Raw genomic sequence first — 17,446 nt, 5'->3', positions numbered from 1 at the left:
CCGACGTAAAATAATCAGGTAACTCTGAATCCCTTACAGGATAGGAGTAGCGGGGGCGTGGCACTCCCAACACTTGTCGGTGTGGAAACTCGAGGTTCCCAAATCAACCGCTTCCAGTGCGGTGGGAAGCCTCGCCGTTTACGGCGAGGAGGATGTCACAACGTGGGCACTATTCCCTGACGGTTTTGCCGTTCCGTTGAGGACTTCTTTTCCTTTGATTTCAAACCTATCCATCACCAGTGTATATGCTATGAATAGACATAAAAGTAGCGGTGGGCTTGTGGGCCAAGCGTTGTGAGTGTTTAACAATTGTGCGGCACTGTATCCCCTCCCCACTGCGCTACTCGGTCGCTTCGCTCCCTGTGTAGCTCCTTGAGGAAGAGGACTTAGTGCTTAATTTCGGGTTAATACTCACTCCGACCGGCACCGATTCCCGAACCGTTAACGACCTGCCAGCCGCCCGTTCAGATATGCCCCCAGGTGATCTCGAAGCTGTTTCCGACCGACCGGATCTCTACTACGTCGACACCGGGATGTACGATGTCGCCGGCTACGGCGCGGTCTACATCCTCGACACCGCCGAGCCGGCGGTCATCGACACCGGGATCGGCACCAACCGCGAGTACATCTTCGACGCCCTCGGCGAACTCGGGATCGACGCGTTGAGCTACATTCTACCAACCCACGTCCACCTCGATCACGCCGGCGGTGCGGGCTTTCTCGCCGAGGCGTTTCCGGACGCCGAGGTACTCGTCGATGACCGCGGGGTCGACCACCTCATCGATCCGGGTCGCTTGATCGAAGGCACGAAGGCCGCTGTCGACGAGATGTGGCCCTACTACACCGAGCCCAAACCTATCCCAGCTGATCGGATCGCTGGCCTTGCTGATGGCGATGAGATCGATCTCGGTGACCGAACGCTGACGGCGTATGCGGCTCCGGGCCACGCCCCTCACCAACTCATCTTCGAGACCGACGGCCTCGTGTTCACCGGCGATGCCGCCGGCATCTACGTTGCCGCCCGCGATGAGATCCATGTCACCTCGCCACCACCGCAGTTCGATGTCCAGCACTGTCTCGACGACGTGTCGATGATCCAGTCACTCGACCCCGACACGCTCTGTTTTGCTCACTTTGGCCCGCGAGATTACGACGAGGGACTGCTCGATGGCTACAAACGGGGTCTCATCGAGTGGGTCGAAGCGATCCGCCGGCAACGCGAGCGGCAAGCCGACGACGGGGCAGTTATTGATCACTTCGTCACAAACACCGATCTCACCGAGATCTGGGGCACCGAGAAAGGGTGGGCCGAAACGCGGCTCAATGTTCGCGGCGTCTTGGCCGCCCTCGATCAGGGCCGTGTCGATGGTAACGGGGCGTCGTAGCTGCCAAACGCTGCGCTGCAGATTTGATCGCTTTACTCCTAAATTCGATCGCAGTCGGGCGATTTAACGCGCGCCAAACGCCGATTTGTCGCGGCAAAATCCCGGTTTGCCGACGCCGAATTCGCAACCGTATTTATGACCCTCTCAGCCATGGGTGGCGTGTATGCAGCCCTCCCGAACACCACATGCTGCGGAACCGACCGAGGATATCGCTGTCGACGAGGTACTGTCGTTGCTTGCCGACGACTACGCCCAGTCGATTCTTCACGCGCTGGCTGACGGCGAACAAACAGCGGGGGAGATCGCCGATCGCTGTGAGGCATCGACGGTCACAGTCTACCGCCGACTGAACCGGCTTGAAACCGTCGGCCTTGTCACAACAACGACGCAGATTGCCGCCGACGGCAACCACCGCACAACATACCGCGCCCGTCCAGCGTCAGTCGCGATCTCAATCTCTGAGGATGGGCTGACCGGCGACCTCACCGTTGAATCGGCAGCTGGGCAAACAGCCGGCGGCTACGGCCCCCGGCCGGCATCACCGATGGGCGATGACTGATTGCGCTTCAACGATTGTTTCAGCCGCGGAGACGACGCTGGTGTATTTATAATGACCGCTGGCAAACCCCTATCCGTGTCGTCGCTGCCCGAGTGGATCGACGAGCGGATCGAACGCAACCTCGACAACACGCTGACACAGGCCCACGTCGTTGAGACGATGGTGGACGCTGACCGGCCGTTTTTTTCGATCCGCCAACTGCAGGCACGGATCAAACCTGATGTGTCCACGGCGACTGTCCGCAACCGCCTCACCGAGCTTCAGGCGATCGATGTTGTTGCCACCGAAACCTACCCCGAATCGATTACGCTCTACTACATCAACCACCCCGAGACCGAGTGGCCGCTGTCGCCGACCGGGGAACGTTTGTTGGCGAGCGATTCACCGCTGGATCGGCTCTCGACGCGCGGCTTTCTGACGATGCGCGATACCGCCGGGGTTCGGACGCTCGCGCTTGCCGGGCTCCAGTTGACACTGCTATTGTTAGCTCTCGGGGCCGTCCTTACGATCGCTGGTCTCGATGTTGGGTCGACAACCAGTGACATTGCCCTCTGGGGCACAGCGTTTGACCTGTTGTTGATCAGTATCGGAATCCTCGTTGTTGAACGACTTGTTCGGTGGCTTCGTCGGCGGTTCGGATCCAATGATTTGATACCGGGGCTGTGAGTATATCCGCCAACGACGTAACTGATGTCCCCGCCCGACTCGCCTGATGGCCCTGAACTGCTCGCTGAACGCTCCGTTCTCGGTGTCTTTATTCACCCGATTACGCTGCTCACCGGCTTTTTCGGGATCGGGATTATGCTTACTGCCGTCGTGTATCTGCTTTCCTCACACCAGTTCACACGGGCTAATGCCCGCAACGCGTTGAACTGGCATCTCTCGGTGTTCGGCGTCGCGACTGTCGGCATCGTGTTGTTTGTGCTGGGTGCCGACGACCTGACAACCACTACTGGTCAAACAGTGTCTGTCTCGTTGTTGCCGGAGCCGTTAGCGACCGTCTTTGCTCTTGTTGGTGGTGTGTTGCTCTTCTTGGCTGGTGTTGGGAGTCTGCTGACGATCGTTTTCAGTATCGCCGCGACATTCAAAGCAATCTTCGGTAGTGCTTGGGCCTACCCATTCGCCCCGGATCTGGTCACCTGGCTCGGGACACTGGAGCTTGGCGATCGGCTCACCTAACGCCGCATGGCCCACGGCGTCAGTCTCTACAGCCAGCGAGGTCGTGATAGGTGTCGATATCGGTGAGGGATTTCGGTTCGACGTGTGCGGTCACCGCTTGTTCGGGGATAACAGCCGGATCAAGCGCCGCAACGAACGCCGCAAGATCGCTGTCGCGTTGCCGACGAACTGATTCACAGGCTGCGGCGGCTGCCCGAACATGCACGACCGCCGGTAACGTTCGCTGTCGCCCTCTAACACACGGCACCGCCCCGGTTTGGTGCTGTGCTTGGCCGAACAGATACTCGATGAACCCTGCCGGGACAAACGGCATATCACAGGGGAGGATCGCCGCATACGTCGCCTCGGTCGCTGACAGCGCGGTACGAAGGCCAGCCAGCGGCCCACGATCAGCAACCGGATCGATCGCAAATCGGGGATCGCTGCTGACCACCTCGGCGAACGCTGCCTGCTGGTCACGCCGACAGTTGATGATGAGTTCCTCAACCGTTGGCGACAACGCATCGGCAACACGGCGGAGCAGCGGCGTCCCGTCAAGCGGGGCTAACGCCTTGTCGATCGTTGGAAACCGTTCAGAGCGACCCCCCGCAAGGATTACCCCTGCACGTCCGGTATCCGCGTGGGTTGCTGCCGCATCATCGTCGGTCGATGGTGACTCTGAGACGTTGTCGCCGTCGGTCAACGACACGGTGTCTCCTCCCATTGTCGACCAGCGCTGTTGTCGCCGGCCGCTATCGCTGTTGTTTCGTCTCCGTATCGGTCGTTGTCTGCGGTTGGGGTGTTGTGTATGATCTGGGGGCTGTTCGGGTGTCGATATCCGGGTGACAGAGTGGCCCTCATCTACGTTATGACTGTCGTACTTCTTGGCCCGGCGAGGTAAAATACTGTTTGTTAATATGTGTCGAGTTGTGCGTCAGATGGCCGCTATCTGTCTATTTTATAAACATGTACTAGGTGATTGTGTATACTTTCATAACCGATTGTCTTACTTTATGGATATATCTGAACTCGACATACACAGTTTCGAAACTGCGTATGTTTTGGGTCGGATTCATTGCGGTGATCGCCTGCGTCGCGGTGGTTGCTTCGACGGTCTTAAGCGAACTTAGCTAGAAGCTATGTGGGATGAGTGACCCGGCGTTGACCGTTGTCGAGTTCCTCCTGACGACCCACGTCTACAACGAGAGGCGCTCGTTAGACGAGAACGATCTCCCGCCGCGCTTCCGGCAGGTGTTTTGGACTGATACCGACACGGCTGACGATGCCGACGAGAGCGACGCATCGACAGCCGACGAACCGACCCCCCCAGGTGAGATCGCCCGCCCGCTGACGGTGACCGAATCAACTGCGAAAACGGCCACCGGCGTCGAGCGCCCGTGGGAGGCGGTTTCTGGCCTGCTGTTTACTCAGCGTGATGATTTCTCCGGCGAGATTTCGTTGACCCAACCGGAGATGGCTGTGGAGTGGTATCTCGAACGCGCCGACGATGAGCAGCTGGCGACAAACCCCACGATCGCCTTCGCGGCCGAGGACGAGGATGGCGTCTCGGTCACCTACGAGGACGCCCGTGAGAACACGCGCCCGATCCAGGCCGACCGCGTCTGGATCGATGCCTTGCTGTCGCAGTATTTCGACGAGGACGACGACGCCGAGATGTTGGATCTCGTCTCGGTGCGTGCCCCCGAAGAGATCGAGATGACTCTCAACGACCTCGTGCTCACAACCGATCAGGAAGCGGAGATCCAGAAGATCGTCAAGGCGATCGAACACCGCGATTACCTCGCCTCGATCGGGCTGCGCGAGATCGGCAAACTGTTGTTCGTCGGCCCGCCGGGCACCGGGAAGACGACGATCTCGCGGGCGCTGGCGCACGAACTCGGCCTGCCGTTTGTCGAGGTCAAACTCTCGATGATCACCAGCCAGTATCTCGGCGAGACGGCGAAAAACGTCGAAAAGACCTTTGAGGTCGCCAAACGGCTCTCGCCGTGTATCCTCTTTATCGACGAGTTCGATTCGGTTGCCAAAACCCGCCGCAGCGACGAACACGCCGCGCTGAAACGGGCGGTCAACACCCTGCTTAAATCGATCGACGACATCTCGCTGATCCGCGACGATGTCCTGCTGATCGGCGCGACCAACCACCCTGATCAGCTGGATGCCGCGGCGTGGCGACGGTTCGACGAGATCGTCAACTTTCCGAAACCCGACCGCGGCATGCGGTCGGACATCCTCGAGGTCATCACCCAGCCGATGGAGATCGACGGCTTCGATCCTGCGGTGATCGCCGAACACACCGAGGGATTGACCGGCAGCGACCTCCGGATGGTGCTGCGGGAGGCCGTGCTTGAGGCCCTGACCGAGGAACGAACCGAACTCACCCAAGCCGATCTGATCGCTGCCGTCGAGGACTTCGAGGAGCGTGACAACCTCAAGAACATGGATATGATCGACGGCGACGGTGCGGCACTCACCGGCAGTGCTGATGGCCACGATGACCACGACCACAGCGAGCATGATCACGACCACGACAGTACGGACGGGGCAGCTACCACCGACGACGCCGAAACACCACCACAGTAGGGAACCGGAATGAGCATGCGCGTCACGCTTCTTGGCACCGGCGATACGACGGGCACGCCGACCGTCGGCTGTGACTGTGCAACCTGTGTTGCGGCCCGCGCTCGCGGTATCGAACGCAGCCGATTTTCCGTCCACATCGAGAACGAACGCACCGACGAGTCGATCCTCGTCGATCTGAGCCCGGATTTCCGCCAGCAGTTTCTCAGTCAGGCCGTGCCACTGCCCGACGCCGCGGTTGTCACCCACATTCACTTCGATCATCTCGACGGCCTCGGCAACGCCTACCGTGTTTTCGATGAGCTACCCGTCTACGCCGCCAACGAGGTCGACCCCAAAACCGGCGAATCGGTCGCCGAGACGATCCGCCGCAAGTACGAGTACCTCGATCGGGTGTCGGTGTTCGATATGACGCCACTGGCGTCGGTTGAGATCTGTGGACTTGAACTCACGCTGGTGCCGGTCGAACACCCGCCGCTACTCTGTTTCGGGCTTGTCGTTGTCGACCCCGAGACAGGTGCTCAGCTTTCGCTGTCGGGTGACACCAGCTACGATATCCCTGCTGACTCCCGTGAGCAACTCAGTGGCCCTGACCTGTTTCTCGCTGACGCTATCGTGTCGGCCGCACTCTGTGACCACCACCCGCTTGGCGGGAGCCACCACGACGCCGACGGGGTTCCGCGAAGCTTTGGTACCAAACACATGACCCGTAAGGGCGCGCTGGCGTTGGCCGACGAGCTCGAAGCTGACGTGACGCGGCTGGTACACACTGCTCACTACTATCCAGCCGACGAAGCGTTTGAGGAGCCGTTGGCTGTCGACGGCGAGCAGTATCGCCTCGATGGAACCGGAGTAACCCGGCTTGATACCGCGACGACTGAATCCGGGCCGACCACGGACTGATTCGGTCGCCGCGGCCGCTCAGAACAATTTGTAGTACTGTTCGGCGTCGTCGGCCGCGTTTGCCCGCGCAACACCCGCTTCGGGACTGTCGCCACTCCAGCAGTCTCGCTCAGCGAGTGGCGTTAGCGACGTGGCACTGTGAGTTTCATGCGTCGCCACCATCTCACGCAGCAATTCGAGATGTGCGTGCAGTGGGTCGTCGCCGTTGGTCTCGGTAAACAGTACCAGTGCGGTGTCGGCTGGCAGATGGTCGGGTAGTGCGGCCTCCTCGGCGGTGATCACACGTTTCGTGAGCCGGGAGTTCGCAAGGTTGTGGAGTGATGCACCGACAGTCGGCTCGATGGAACCGCTGTGGACATCGATGATCGCCATCGTCTCGCGTCGGAACTCACTGAGCCGCACCGCACTCCAGGCGATCCAGGTTCCGTTGCGTGGGCCACCCTCGTGGGGGGCCGCAAAGTCGAGCCGGCGGACGGTTTCGGCGAAGTCGGCATCGAACAGCGCGTCGTAGCTTGCCGGTGGCTCACCTGTCGAATCGGGGTGGGCGGCAACATACCACGCACACAGCATCCCGAGGTGTTCGTCCAACGCCTGTGTGAACTGTGTCATCGCCGTCTCGTGGGTGCTGTTCTCGTCGCTGCTGTCGTCATCGGTGCCGCCATCGTCGCCGACATCGGTGGCCTCGTTGTCGCCATCGCTACGCCGCTCGGCGCTGTCAGCGTGCCGGACAACACCGCTCGGGCTGTCGGATCGGGCTGTCGACTGTAGGGCATCGGGTGTCGCCGCAGCCGGTCGGTCGATGAAGACGACGACGAGATACGCCCCAAAGAGCGTCACCGATAGCTGTCCCAACAGGACGGTTAGCTGTGATCGCGGCACCACCCCGATCAGCGTCGGCGCAAGCTCGAACAGATAGAGGAGATAGACGATGCCGACGGCGACACTCGACGCTAGCAGGGACAGATACGGCCACTGCAGCAGATCGTCACTGAGCTGTGGTGTCGCTTGCATTGGGTTGTCCAACTACCGACACCAACATTAATCATTGGCCGTTGTCGGCTCAGAAGTCGTCGGCGAACTTGCTTCGGTTGTTGATGTCGATCTCGCTGACGCTTGAGCCGTCTCGGCTCGCGGCAAAGACGATCGCCTCGGCGACCTCCTCGGGTTCGCTGGCCTCGCCTTCCGCAAAGACCTCCTCGAAGGCTTGTCCGTCCGCAGATTCGAACTCGGTACGAACCGCGCCGGGGTTGACGACGGTCACACCGACACCGTCATCGCCGACCTGGGCGGCGACGCTCTTGGCAAACCCCCGCGTCCACCATTTTGAGGCCGCATACACCGCGTTGTACGACCGCGGGTACTGCCCGGCGAAGCTGCCGACAAAGATGAGATGGCCGTCTCGCTCGCGGACGTGTGGGATCGCCGCCCGCGTCGCGTAAAACATCCCGTCGACGTTGGTCTCTTGCATCGTCTCGTAAGCCGCCGTCGACATCGTTTCGACGTCGCTCCCGCGGGCGAGCCCGGCGTTGTTGACGAGGATGTCGATCCCGTCGAATTCGGCGACCGTCCGTTCGATGAGGGTGTCGACAGCAGCCTCATCGCGGATGTCGGTCGGTACAACCAGCGTGTCAACCCCGTGGTCAGCGTCGATCTCGCTGGCTAGCTCACGCAGCCGATCCTCGCTGCGCGCCGCGAGAACGACGGTGGCTCCCGCGGCGGCGAGGCCGCGGCAGGTTGCCGCGCCGATCCCGCTGCTTGCGCCGGTAACGATAGCGGTCTGTCCGGCAACTGCTGTGGTGGGCATAGGTATCCAAGGACGGCCATGCTGGAAGCTGTTCTGGAATCGGTACCCACACGACCCGGAACTACCAGTCTGAGCTAGTCGGTCGCACAAAACCTATACTCCTCTCGGTTGATCAGTACTATATGGGACTCAACAAGGACTTCCTGAATGGGATCATCTCACTCGTAATTAGTGTCGCAATCACCGTCGCACTGGCTGGCGACGATGACAGCTACACGCTCAGCGACGTGACACTCTCGGTGGCGATCTCGGCGTTTCTCTCCGGATTCTTCACCAGCTACTTTGCCGACTAGTCGCGCCGTCGACATTGCCGGCAATGACGCTCACAGGAACCGATTTAGCCCACTCTGTGAACGACTGATACCCTCTGGGTCGGCGACCCATGGGCTTCGCTGCTCGCGGATCGCTTCCTGATCAATCTCGGGCGGATCGGCCGGCTTGTAGCCCGGACACGACTCGCCGCAGTCGGTTGCGGGATCGACAACGCGGTCGTAAAATCCACAGTATGGGCGTCCATCGTCGGTTGGATCGGCGTGGTCACACGCTGGGAGGTCGTATGTACGCCACCCCTTTCCGTAGGCGCGTTCAGCGATCCGTCGTCGCTTGCGCGCCTTTGCCTCGGCGTCAACAACGGCGATATCGGTGCGGAGCGGCTCGGCGGCGGTTGGTTCGATCCCGGGTTCGTTCGTTGACAGCGGCGTCGGCTCGCGGACGACCGTGCGCTCACCGTTGTCGGGATCAAATCGCCAGACACCAACCGGTTCAGGGAGGCGGTTGAGATGCGCCCGCGTGACGTAGCTTTCGGTGGCGAGGATCACCGCATCGAAAAGCCCCAAGGCGATATCGACCCGAAGCTGGCGGTCAAGATCGCCCGGCTGGTCGAGATCGGGTTTGTTCTCGATGCCGACCAGCGAGTCGACCCAGTCGGGATAGCGGGTTGTCTGGCGGACATATCGCCGGCCGTTGTGGGGTTCAGCCGCGAAAAACCCGCAGTCGACAGCGCGGTCGACGACGCTTCGAGCATGGTCGATGCTGCAGTCGAAGGCGGGTCGCCAGTCGACAGCCTCCCCGGAGCCAACGTCGCTTTCGATCGCCAGCGGCGGAATCGTCTCGCTGGTGATCGCTGCCCGGTCGGCAAGGGCGTCGGTCGGCCGGACACAACACAGATCCATGATCCGCCCGCCGGGGGTGGCGACCGCGCCGCCGAGCTGACGGGCGATCAGCCAGTCGGTTGTGACTTCGAGATGGGCCGCCAGTGCCAACTCGAAGCGAAATTCCATACCGTTCGTTGGCTCCCAACAACAAAAAACCGGTCGCCACCGCGCGCTTCGAGCGGTCGCTGGCGTCCCGAAATCGGTATCCCGAGGGGTCGCCTACGACCGGTATGCGCCGGATCATGCGGAACGCGCTGTTGCTGACGGGCTTTGTTGTTGTCGCGCTGCTGGCCGTCGGGGCCGTCCCGAGCTATCTCGGCAGCGGCGAGGCCTACTATCTCGAAGCCACCCCGACCGACGAAGGTGGAGCCGCGGTCAACGCGACCGCGATCAGCGAGCGGCGGTTTCCGTATCTCACAACCGCCTTAACCACCGATGACGACCGCTCGGCCGGCTATCAGCGCGCCCTCGGTGGCGCTAAAACGTGGTTCACCCACTCGCCGTTCGACGAGTTCGACGCCCTCCAGCGACTTGACGGCGACGCCGTCCGCGACGACGGCAACCGCGTCCTCGTCACCTACGAGGGTGATCGCTACAGCGTTACCGTCGCCAGCGACGGAACCGGCGGTGAGCAACAATGAGCGAGCCTGACGACGAGGCTGGCGACAGATCGACCGACACCCACGAGCTATCGACGCTTGCCGACCCCGAGTGGCCGGTCATCAACTCGGTCGCCGAGTACGACACCGGCTGGTTCACGGGCGGCTACGACCTGGTCAAGCAGCCGGATGGCTCGACGAAGCGCTACTATTGGGCGGAACTCCCGCCGGCGACGGTGATCGTGGCGGTCACCGACGGCGAGCTGCTGTTCGTCGAGCAGTACCGCCCGACAGTTCGAGAAACTCAGTATGAACTCCCGGCTGGCATTGTCGAGCCCGACGAGTCATTTAGTGAGGCGGCAGCCCGCGAACTCAAAGAGGAGGTTGGCTTCACCCCCGGCGAGACCGAACTGCTCCAGGATTGCTGGTGTTCGACCGGCCTGTTGCGGCACCGCCGGGGGGTCGTCCTTGCCACCGAGTTGACACCGGCCGAGCGAACACTCGACTCAAACGAGTTTCTGGTGCCGAAATCGGTACCGGCTGAGGAGGCACTGTCGGTTGCGCGGGCCCAACCGACGAACGACGCCACTCTTGAAGGCATCCTCCTGGCAGAAGAACATGGAGTGCTGTCAGCTTAGTTGTCCTGACGGATCGTCAGCACCGGTGTTGCTGACTTTCGGACGACCTTCTCGGTGACGCTGCCGAGGAACGCGTGTTCGACACCGCTGCGGCCATGGGTGCCCATTGCGATCATGTTAATATCGTTCTCGTCGGCATAGGTGATAATCTCCCCGTCTGGTTTCCCCTCTCGGGTGACACAGACGGTCTCACAGCCGTCATCTTCTAACTCGTCGGCGATCGCTTGGGTGTAGCCTTCACCCTCCGCGCGGAGCACCTCGTTGACATCGACGCTGCCTTTCGCCATGCCGCTGGTGCTGACCGGCTCGCTTTGTCGTTTGAACATACCTGTCCGCCAGTTGCCTTGCTCGTCTTTATCTAGTGTGAGTGAGGCATCGCCGCTGTCGGGCGTGACGACATACAGGATGTGAATCGTCGCATCATAGGTCTCCGAAAGCGTCCGAACGTGATCCATCACTGACTCTGCGGCCTCGCTACCGTCCGTTGGATAGAGGATGTTGTCGTACATGTGAACCACCTCTTTTTGTAATACAAAAGATCATTATATAAGTGTAGTGCTCATTCTGTATCACCGGCAGGTAGCTACAGCGCGCCTCTAAGCACCTTCGCGGCGACAACCACCGAATCCCAGACTGGGCTAAATGGCGGCGCGGAGGCGAGATCTAACCGCTCACCCTCGGCGACGGTGAGCCCCGACGCCAACGCTGTCGCCAGCGTGTTGATCCGGACGGCCACCCGGTCGGCCCCGACAACGACAAACGGATTCGTCATAGTTAGTAGGTCGGCCGGTGGCGACAGACGGATCCCTGTCAGGCCGTCGCCCAGCCAGTGAGTATTTAGCGTCTCAGGTCGTCACCACCGGTATGGTGCAGGAGCGCGTCATCCGGTTTCTCGCCACGGGTCGCACCAGACGCGTGCTGATAGCCATCCGTGATGCGACCATCTCGCCGTCGATCGCGCTGGTGCTCATCTCGACGACACTGATCTTTCCGCTGACGCTGTACGCGCTGTTGGTGTGGAACACCGGCCCGTTGATGGGGGTGCTGATGGGCGTGATCTTCGCGGTGGTGTATTTCCTCATGACCATCCTCTTTGGGATCATCTTTTATTACAAGGACACCCGAGAGTTGCCACTGCCCTGAGTCTTACTGTCGGTCGCCCCTACGTTGTCCCCACCGATCGGCGAGACGCTTTTTACCTCGGCTCGGCACCCACGCGTATGGACGGCGAAATCGCCCCGTCGACGGTGGCTGCACTCAACGAGCGTGACACACCACCCCGTATCGTCGATATTCGCAACCCAACTGCGTTTGAACGTGAACATATCCCGGAAAGCGTGAATATCCCCTTCGAGGAGCTACCGGATCGGGTCGCGGAACTTACTGACGCCGACCGGATCATTACGGTCTGTCCACACGGGCAGGCCAGCGTGCAGGCTGCCCGGCTGATCGGCTCCTATGAGGGCACCACCGACTGCCAAGTCGAGAGTATGGAAGGCGGTCTCACCGCGTGGGATGGGCCGCTGGCGACAACGACACAGTCCGCCGATGAGGGCCCTGAGGCACCATTTTAGCCGCTTCGCTGTAACCAGATTCGAGTGACAAGCAAGAGCGCGCTCACGGCGACAGCAACCCCGAAGCCAGGCACTTCGATCTGGGTAGGCACGTTGATCGGCGGCCGCGTTGTCGTTGCGTTCTCCGTTGCTGTCACACGAATCTCTTCGCCGCCGACAGCGATCCGGTAGCTGCCGGACTCAGTAAACCGCTGGTCAAAACGATGTGTTGTCGTCTCCCCCGGTGACAGCCGGCCCGTCTGTGTCGTCTCGTAGTCGCCGACATTGAAGGGAAGTTGATAGTCGCCGGTCGTCCCGCCGACGTTTTCGACGGTGACTCCCACCGAAACCGTCTCGTTGACAGCGACAGTGAGATTTTCGCCAGCCGCTGGGAGCGGGCGACTCGTTCCGTTAACGCTGAGCGGTGTGTCGTCAGCAAACCGGAAGGCAAAGCGAGCAGGCTCGCCCCCGAAGGCGGCGACGTGGGCGTCGCTGCCCCACATATCGCCGACGGTTGTTGCGGTCGTCGCCGCGTCAGTTTCGCTGGCGACCCCCTCGCCGGCGATGCGGTCGATATACCCCGAAACGTCTCGGGCCGTCAACTCGCCCTCGTGGCTGTTGATCGCCCGGATGACGGTATCGAGGCTGGCCTCGCCGTCGGTCGCCACCCTGATCCGGCGGTCAAGATCGCCGGCGACGAGGGAACCCTTGCGGTAGTTGGCGAAGTTTTCCCAGGTGTCAGGGTCGGTCATCACTGCTGATGCTTGGGGTTCGTCTTCTCCTTGGGCGAGAAACCGCTGGAAGCGATCGAACTCAACCCGGTCGGCCTCCAGCGTCAGCAACGCGGCGTAGTAGGTCGCTGTCGCCTCGGTGATCCACCGGGCATCTGCTGCCGCGCTGTAGTCCTGCCGGGTGTGGACGTACTCGTGAACCCAGTTGTTTGCCGGCGTGTCGAGTGGCTCGTCAGCCCGCACCCAAAAGTCGCTGTCGCCGGTCTGAATCCCCCGAACGGCCCACTCGATGTCGCCGGTTGGGGCGGCGATCATCAGCACCTCGTCGTCGCGGGCTCCGACCCGAAGTCGGTCGGAGGCGGCCGTCACCGACTCGAAGATCTCGCGTGGCTCAGCTTTGAGGTCGGCGGCTTCGGGAACGACGAGCGTGAACCGCTGGCCGTGGGCTGTCTGTGTCCGCTGCTCGGAGGGGCCGAGGAACGCGATCCGGTCGCCGGCGACGCCGGGGCCCGCAACGGTTGTTTTCCGGACGATCTCGGGGTCGTCGCCGACGATCCGGCCGCTGATGTCGCCGACCGATGGGATCTGGACGAGCGACCAGTTGGCGGTGTCGGCAAACCGGTAGCTCCCCTCCGCCCCAGGCTGGTCGGCCCCACTGCGGACGGTTGCATCGATCCGATAGGTGACCGTTGCCGGGTTGCTGTTGCTGTCCCACGCCACGTCGCCGTCGGCGGTGCGGGTGAAGCCGCTGGTCGCAACCACCTGCGCCCCTGCTGGCAATTCAAGCGTCAGTTCGGTAAACTGCGAGGGGATCTCGGCGGTGACAGTGGCGGTGATCTCGCCGACTCGATCCGGCGTTCGATCCAACGCTGTCGTCAACTCCAACTCGTTGTGTGTCGACAGCGGTGTTGGTGACGGCGTGTTGGTGGCCGGCACCGATTCAAGCGGCACCGACGCGCTTGATGTGGCTGTTGATGAAGCTGGTGTTGCTGTTGGACTCGTTGGAGCGACCACAGCCGGTGCTGTGAGCAGACTCGCAAGTATGAGGCAGACAACAGCTGAGGCCCGCCACGTCAACATAGCTGATACAACGCCTCGGAGCCGCATAACGGTTCCCGACGACGAGTGGCGGTACGTGGGAAGTTGGCGTCAGAACGGGGGCGGGGTTAGGTTGCGGTCACGCGACGGTAAATCCTTTATCGCGGAGGAAATCCTCCACGCGACCCTGGTGGTTGCCCTGGAGTTCGATGGCATCGTCCTCGATGGTGCCACCGCAGGCGAACTTGGATTTGAGATCCGACGAGAGACTGCTCATATCCACGTCACCGGGGTCGAATCCTTCGATGACCGTTACCTCCTTCCCGTAGCGGCGCTCGTCGATGCGGATGTTAATCTGTTGAGACTCTTTGGCGACGTCCTCGCAGACGCAGAGTTCATCAGGCAATCCGCACGTCGAGCAGACTTCCGACATTACAATCGGTTCTACAGCATAGTCATATTAAACAGTGTCGGGATTTCCAACCCCGCTGTGCCGGCCACTCTCGGTCACAGGCGTTTGATCGCGACCTCCTCGGGGGTTCTCTTTGCCGCTCCACGGCTGACATCCGAGCGATTATACCGCTCGCGGACGGCCTCCCGGCTATGACCGCGGTGACGGGGCTGCCACCGACGATGGCTGACCGCAAAGACGAGGTGACGCCCATGTTGGGCCAGTACGTCGAGTGCTGCGAGCAACACTCCGATGCACTCGTTTTGTTTCAGGTCGGCGACTTCTATGAAGCCTTCTGTGAGGCCGCCGCGGAAGTCGCCCGCGTTTGTGAGGTAACGCTGACCCAACGCGAGGATTCCACCGGCGAGTATCCGATGGCGGGGATCCCGATCGACAACGCGGCCTCCTATCTCGAAGCCCTCGTCGAGGCCGACTACCGCGTTGCGCTGGCTGACCAAGTCGAAGACGCTGAGGCGGCAAGCGGGCTCGTTGACCGCGCTGTCACGCGGGTTATCACACCCGGCACGGTCGTCGAAGACGCGTTGCTGGCGGCGGGATCGACGACCTACGTCGCCAGTGTCGTCGAACGAACTACAGCTGACAGAGTTCGGGACGGGTATGGTATCGCCGCCGTCGATGCCTCAACCGGCGCGTGTTTCGTCACGACGGTGCTGACCCGCGGCGACGTGCGCGAAGAACTCGACCGTATCCAGCCCAACGAACTGCTTGTCGCCGACGACGCGCCGACGGTCGCCCCTGACGGCGAGTGGATGGAAAGCGCGGTCGACGCCGAGTTGTTCGACCCCACCATCGCCCGCGATCGCTTAACCGAGTACGTCGCCGACCCCGACCGCCGCCTTGACAACGACGCCGAACAGCGGGCCTGCGGCGCGGTGTTGGCCTACGCCGAGTATACGCAGGGCGACGACGGCCCGCTCGAATACGTCTCGCGGATCCGGCGACACGACCAGCGCGACCAACTGCGGCTCGACGCCGCCGCGCTCCGGGGCCTCGAACTGTTCGACAATCGAGGCCCGGGCTCCGGCGAGACGGTCTTCGACGTACTCGACGAAACCGCAAGTGCGCTCGGTCGGCGGTGTCTCGACCGCTGGCTCCGCCGACCGTTGGTTGACCGTGCCGCCATCGAGGATCGACTCGACGCCGTCGAGGCACTTGTCGGCGACAGCGTCGTCCGCAGCGACCTCTCGGATCTATTAGCAGAAGCCTACGACCTCGAACGCCTCGCCGGCCGCGTTTCGCGGGAACGCGCCAACGCCCGTGACCTCCGCGCCCTGCAGGCGACGCTGTCGATCGTCCCTGACCTGAAGGAACGTATCGCCGACATCCCCGCGCTCAGTGATTACCATGACCGCCTCGACGAACTTCGTGACGTGGCGACGCTGATCGACGAGGCGATCAGCCCGGAGCCACCGATGGAGCTCACCGAGGGCGGTGTCATCAAACAGTCCTTCGACGACGAGCTCACTGATCTCAGAACGACCGAACAGCAGGGCCGTGAGTGGGTCGCCGACCTCGAAGCCGCCGAACGCCGGCGAACGGGAATCGACTCGCTGTCGGTCGGCCACAATCAGGTTCACGGCTACTACATCGAGGTGACGAACCCAAACCTCGATCAGGTACCCGACGACTACACCCGCCGTCAAACGCTGAAAAACGCCGAGCGGTTCTACACACCCGAACTGAAAGAGCGCGAAGACGAGATCTTCGGAGCCGCCGAGCGCGCCGACAGCCTCGAATACGACCTGTTCTGTGAGGTTCGTGAGACCGTTGCCGCCGAAACCGACCGGATTCAGGCGTTGGCGACGGTGATCGCCGAACTCGACGCGTTGTGTTCTCTCGCGACTGCCGCCGCCGAGAACGACTACGTCCGTCCGAACGTTCAGGCCGCCAGCGACGATGGCCGCATCGCGATCCACGGCGGTCGCCATCCGGTTGTCGAAACCACGCAAGCGGAGTTTGTTCCGAACGATACCGACCTCACCGGCGGCGACGTGGCGATCATCACCGGCCCCAACATGAGCGGGAAATCGACCTACATGCGGCAGGTCGCGCTGATCTGCCTGCTCGCCCAGACCGGGAGTTTCGTGCCGGCGGAGGCCGCCACCCTCCCGATCCTCGATCGAATTTTCACCCGGGTCGGCGCGAGCGACGACATCGCCGGCGGCCAGTCGACGTTCATGCGGGAGATGAGTGAGCTGACCGAAATCCTCCACGACGCGACCGATAGGTCGCTGGTTCTACTTGACGAGGTCGGCCGGGGGACGAGCACGGCCGACGGGCTGGCTATCGCCCAAGCGACGACCGAGTTCATCCACGACGAACTCGACGCGACGACGCTGTTTGCGACCCACTACCACGGCCTGACCAACCTCGCCGACGAGCGCGAGGGCGTCCACAACCTCCACTTTGCGGCGACCCGTGATGGCGACGACGTGACATTCCTCCACCGTGTTGCCCCCGGCGCGTCGTCGGCGTCCTACGGGATCGAAGTCGCCCGGATGGCCGGTGTGCCGACACCCGTTGTCGATCGCGCCCGCGACGTCGTCGCAACGACAACCGGTGACGCCAGCGACGGTACTGTTGTTGACGACGCTACCGGCAGCGCTGCCGCCCCGACCGCCTCCGACGATGATACCGCGACCGACCCGCCCGCGAGCGCGACGGCTGACGACGCTGTCTGCGACGCGCTTGACGAACAGACACTCGACGCGGAGGCCGTCGCAGCGGTCGCCACTGAACTCCAGGATCTCGACATTGCGACGATGACGCCGCTGGAAGCGCTCAATACACTGGATGAGCTTCGCTCACAGCTTGATGAAACGTGACCGGGATTCGCCCGAAGCGGCTAAACCGG

Annotated in this window: 19 protein-coding genes and 1 pseudogene; 12 read left to right on the top strand and 8 right to left on the bottom strand. The window is 62.0% G+C overall.

Annotation, left to right across the window (positions count from 1 at the left end; translation table 11 throughout):
* Window positions 1–470 precede the first annotated feature (470 nt).
* From DP106_RS07560 to DP106_RS07545, 4 genes are all read left to right on the top strand, one after another.
* Window positions 471–1,385 carry an MBL fold metallo-hydrolase gene (locus tag DP106_RS07560; protein ID WP_120084453.1) on the top strand — a complete coding sequence of 305 codons (915 nt, stop codon included), beginning with the start codon at window positions 471–473 and terminating at the stop codon, window positions 1,383–1,385.
* 163 nt (window positions 1,386–1,548) lie between these two features.
* Window positions 1,549–1,944 (top strand): ArsR/SmtB family transcription factor, encoded by a 396-nt coding sequence (locus tag DP106_RS07555; protein ID WP_120084451.1) that lies wholly within the window; start codon window positions 1,549–1,551, stop codon window positions 1,942–1,944.
* 75 nt (window positions 1,945–2,019) lie between these two features.
* Window positions 2,020–2,610, top strand: coding sequence for a hypothetical protein (locus DP106_RS07550; RefSeq protein WP_120084488.1), 591 nt, complete (start codon window positions 2,020–2,022; stop codon window positions 2,608–2,610).
* A 24-nt stretch (window positions 2,611–2,634) separates the two neighbouring features.
* Window positions 2,635–3,123 carry a DUF4870 domain-containing protein gene (locus tag DP106_RS07545; protein ID WP_120084450.1) on the top strand — a complete coding sequence of 163 codons (489 nt, stop codon included), beginning with the start codon at window positions 2,635–2,637 and terminating at the stop codon, window positions 3,121–3,123.
* 19 nt (window positions 3,124–3,142) lie between these two features.
* Here the strand turns inward: DP106_RS07545 and DP106_RS07540 are convergent, their stop codons facing one another.
* Window positions 3,143–3,826: a molybdenum cofactor guanylyltransferase gene (locus DP106_RS07540; protein WP_120084448.1), complete on the bottom strand. Its 684-nt coding sequence runs from the start codon at window positions 3,824–3,826 to the stop codon at window positions 3,143–3,145.
* A gap of 422 nt (window positions 3,827–4,248) precedes the next feature.
* On the opposite strand from DP106_RS07540, the gene DP106_RS07535 reads away from it, so the two are divergent.
* Window positions 4,249–5,703, top strand: a complete 1,455-nt coding sequence (locus DP106_RS07535) for an ATP-binding protein (RefSeq protein ID WP_120084447.1) — start codon at window positions 4,249–4,251, stop codon at window positions 5,701–5,703.
* A gap of 15 nt (window positions 5,704–5,718) precedes the next feature.
* A complete protein-coding gene (locus DP106_RS07530) occupies window positions 5,719–6,603 on the top strand; it encodes an MBL fold metallo-hydrolase (RefSeq protein ID WP_120084487.1) in 885 nt (294 codons plus the stop codon).
* 18 nt (window positions 6,604–6,621) lie between these two features.
* Here the strand turns inward: DP106_RS07530 and DP106_RS07525 are convergent, their stop codons facing one another.
* Window positions 6,622–7,614, bottom strand: a complete 993-nt coding sequence (locus DP106_RS07525; protein ID WP_120084446.1) for a hypothetical protein — start codon at window positions 7,612–7,614, stop codon at window positions 6,622–6,624.
* Between the two features lie 49 nt (window positions 7,615–7,663).
* The gene (locus DP106_RS07520) at window positions 7,664–8,407 is read right to left on the bottom strand and encodes an SDR family oxidoreductase (RefSeq protein ID WP_120084445.1); all 744 of its coding nucleotides are present in this window, start codon (window positions 8,405–8,407) and stop codon (window positions 7,664–7,666) included.
* Window positions 8,408–8,529: 122 nt separating this feature from the next.
* On the opposite strand from DP106_RS07520, the gene DP106_RS15810 reads away from it, so the two are divergent.
* Window positions 8,530–8,700, top strand: coding sequence for a hypothetical protein (locus DP106_RS15810; protein WP_165857846.1), 171 nt, complete (start codon window positions 8,530–8,532; stop codon window positions 8,698–8,700).
* A 30-nt stretch (window positions 8,701–8,730) separates the two neighbouring features.
* On the opposite strand, the gene DP106_RS07515 is transcribed toward DP106_RS15810, so the two are convergent.
* Complete coding sequence (locus DP106_RS07515; protein WP_120084444.1) at window positions 8,731–9,687, bottom strand: DUF5787 family protein; 957 nt, start codon at window positions 9,685–9,687, stop codon at window positions 8,731–8,733.
* Between DP106_RS07515 and DP106_RS07510 the strand changes: the two genes are divergently transcribed.
* Both DP106_RS07510 and DP106_RS07505 read left to right on the top strand, forming a co-directional pair.
* Window positions 9,663–10,202: a hypothetical protein gene (locus tag DP106_RS07510; RefSeq protein WP_240625348.1), complete on the top strand. Its 540-nt coding sequence runs from the start codon at window positions 9,663–9,665 to the stop codon at window positions 10,200–10,202. The two genes, DP106_RS07515 and DP106_RS07510, sit on opposite strands and share 25 nt — an antisense overlap.
* A complete protein-coding gene (locus DP106_RS07505) occupies window positions 10,199–10,798 on the top strand; it encodes an NUDIX hydrolase (RefSeq protein ID WP_120084441.1) in 600 nt (199 codons plus the stop codon). The genes DP106_RS07510 and DP106_RS07505 overlap by 4 nt, the downstream gene beginning before the upstream one ends.
* On the opposite strand, the gene DP106_RS07500 is transcribed toward DP106_RS07505, so the two are convergent.
* Together DP106_RS07500 and DP106_RS07495 are read right to left on the bottom strand one after the other, a co-directional pair.
* Window positions 10,795–11,307, bottom strand: a complete 513-nt coding sequence (locus DP106_RS07500) for a universal stress protein (protein WP_120084440.1) — start codon at window positions 11,305–11,307, stop codon at window positions 10,795–10,797. The two genes, DP106_RS07505 and DP106_RS07500, sit on opposite strands and share 4 nt — an antisense overlap.
* Window positions 11,308–11,381: 74 nt before the next feature.
* Window positions 11,382–11,552, bottom strand: a pseudogene (locus tag DP106_RS07495) (FAD-dependent oxidoreductase); the annotation flags it as partial.
* 110 nt (window positions 11,553–11,662) lie between these two features.
* Here DP106_RS07495 and DP106_RS07490 point away from each other — a divergent pair.
* Together DP106_RS07490 and DP106_RS07485 are read left to right on the top strand one after the other, a co-directional pair.
* Entirely contained in the window at window positions 11,663–11,941 is a 279-nt protein-coding gene (locus DP106_RS07490; RefSeq protein WP_120084439.1) for a hypothetical protein, read from the top strand.
* Between the two features lie 77 nt (window positions 11,942–12,018).
* Complete coding sequence (locus tag DP106_RS07485; RefSeq protein WP_120084438.1) at window positions 12,019–12,372, top strand: rhodanese-like domain-containing protein; 354 nt, start codon at window positions 12,019–12,021, stop codon at window positions 12,370–12,372.
* Here the strand turns inward: DP106_RS07485 and DP106_RS07480 are convergent.
* On the bottom strand, window positions 12,369–14,162 hold the full coding sequence (locus DP106_RS07480; protein ID WP_133305114.1) for a hypothetical protein: 1,794 nt from the start codon (window positions 14,160–14,162) through the stop codon (window positions 12,369–12,371). The two genes, DP106_RS07485 and DP106_RS07480, sit on opposite strands and share 4 nt — an antisense overlap.
* A gap of 97 nt (window positions 14,163–14,259) precedes the next feature.
* The gene (gene yciH, locus DP106_RS07475; RefSeq protein WP_120084435.1) at window positions 14,260–14,553 is read right to left on the bottom strand and encodes a stress response translation initiation inhibitor YciH; all 294 of its coding nucleotides are present in this window, start codon (window positions 14,551–14,553) and stop codon (window positions 14,260–14,262) included.
* A gap of 170 nt (window positions 14,554–14,723) precedes the next feature.
* On the opposite strand from yciH, the gene mutS reads away from it, so the two are divergent.
* Window positions 14,724–17,417 carry a DNA mismatch repair protein MutS gene (gene mutS / locus DP106_RS07470; RefSeq protein WP_120084434.1) on the top strand — a complete coding sequence of 898 codons (2,694 nt, stop codon included), beginning with the start codon at window positions 14,724–14,726 and terminating at the stop codon, window positions 17,415–17,417.
* The last annotated feature ends 29 nt before the right edge of the window (window positions 17,418–17,446 follow it).

Origin of the sequence: Halonotius pteroides, from assembly GCF_003605635.1 — an archaeon.
In the GTDB taxonomy this organism is placed as follows: domain Archaea; phylum Halobacteriota; class Halobacteria; order Halobacteriales; family Haloferacaceae; genus Halonotius; species Halonotius pteroides.
The sequence above is the reverse complement of the archived record's forward strand: the minus strand, read 5'-3'. Positions and strand labels throughout refer to the sequence as shown.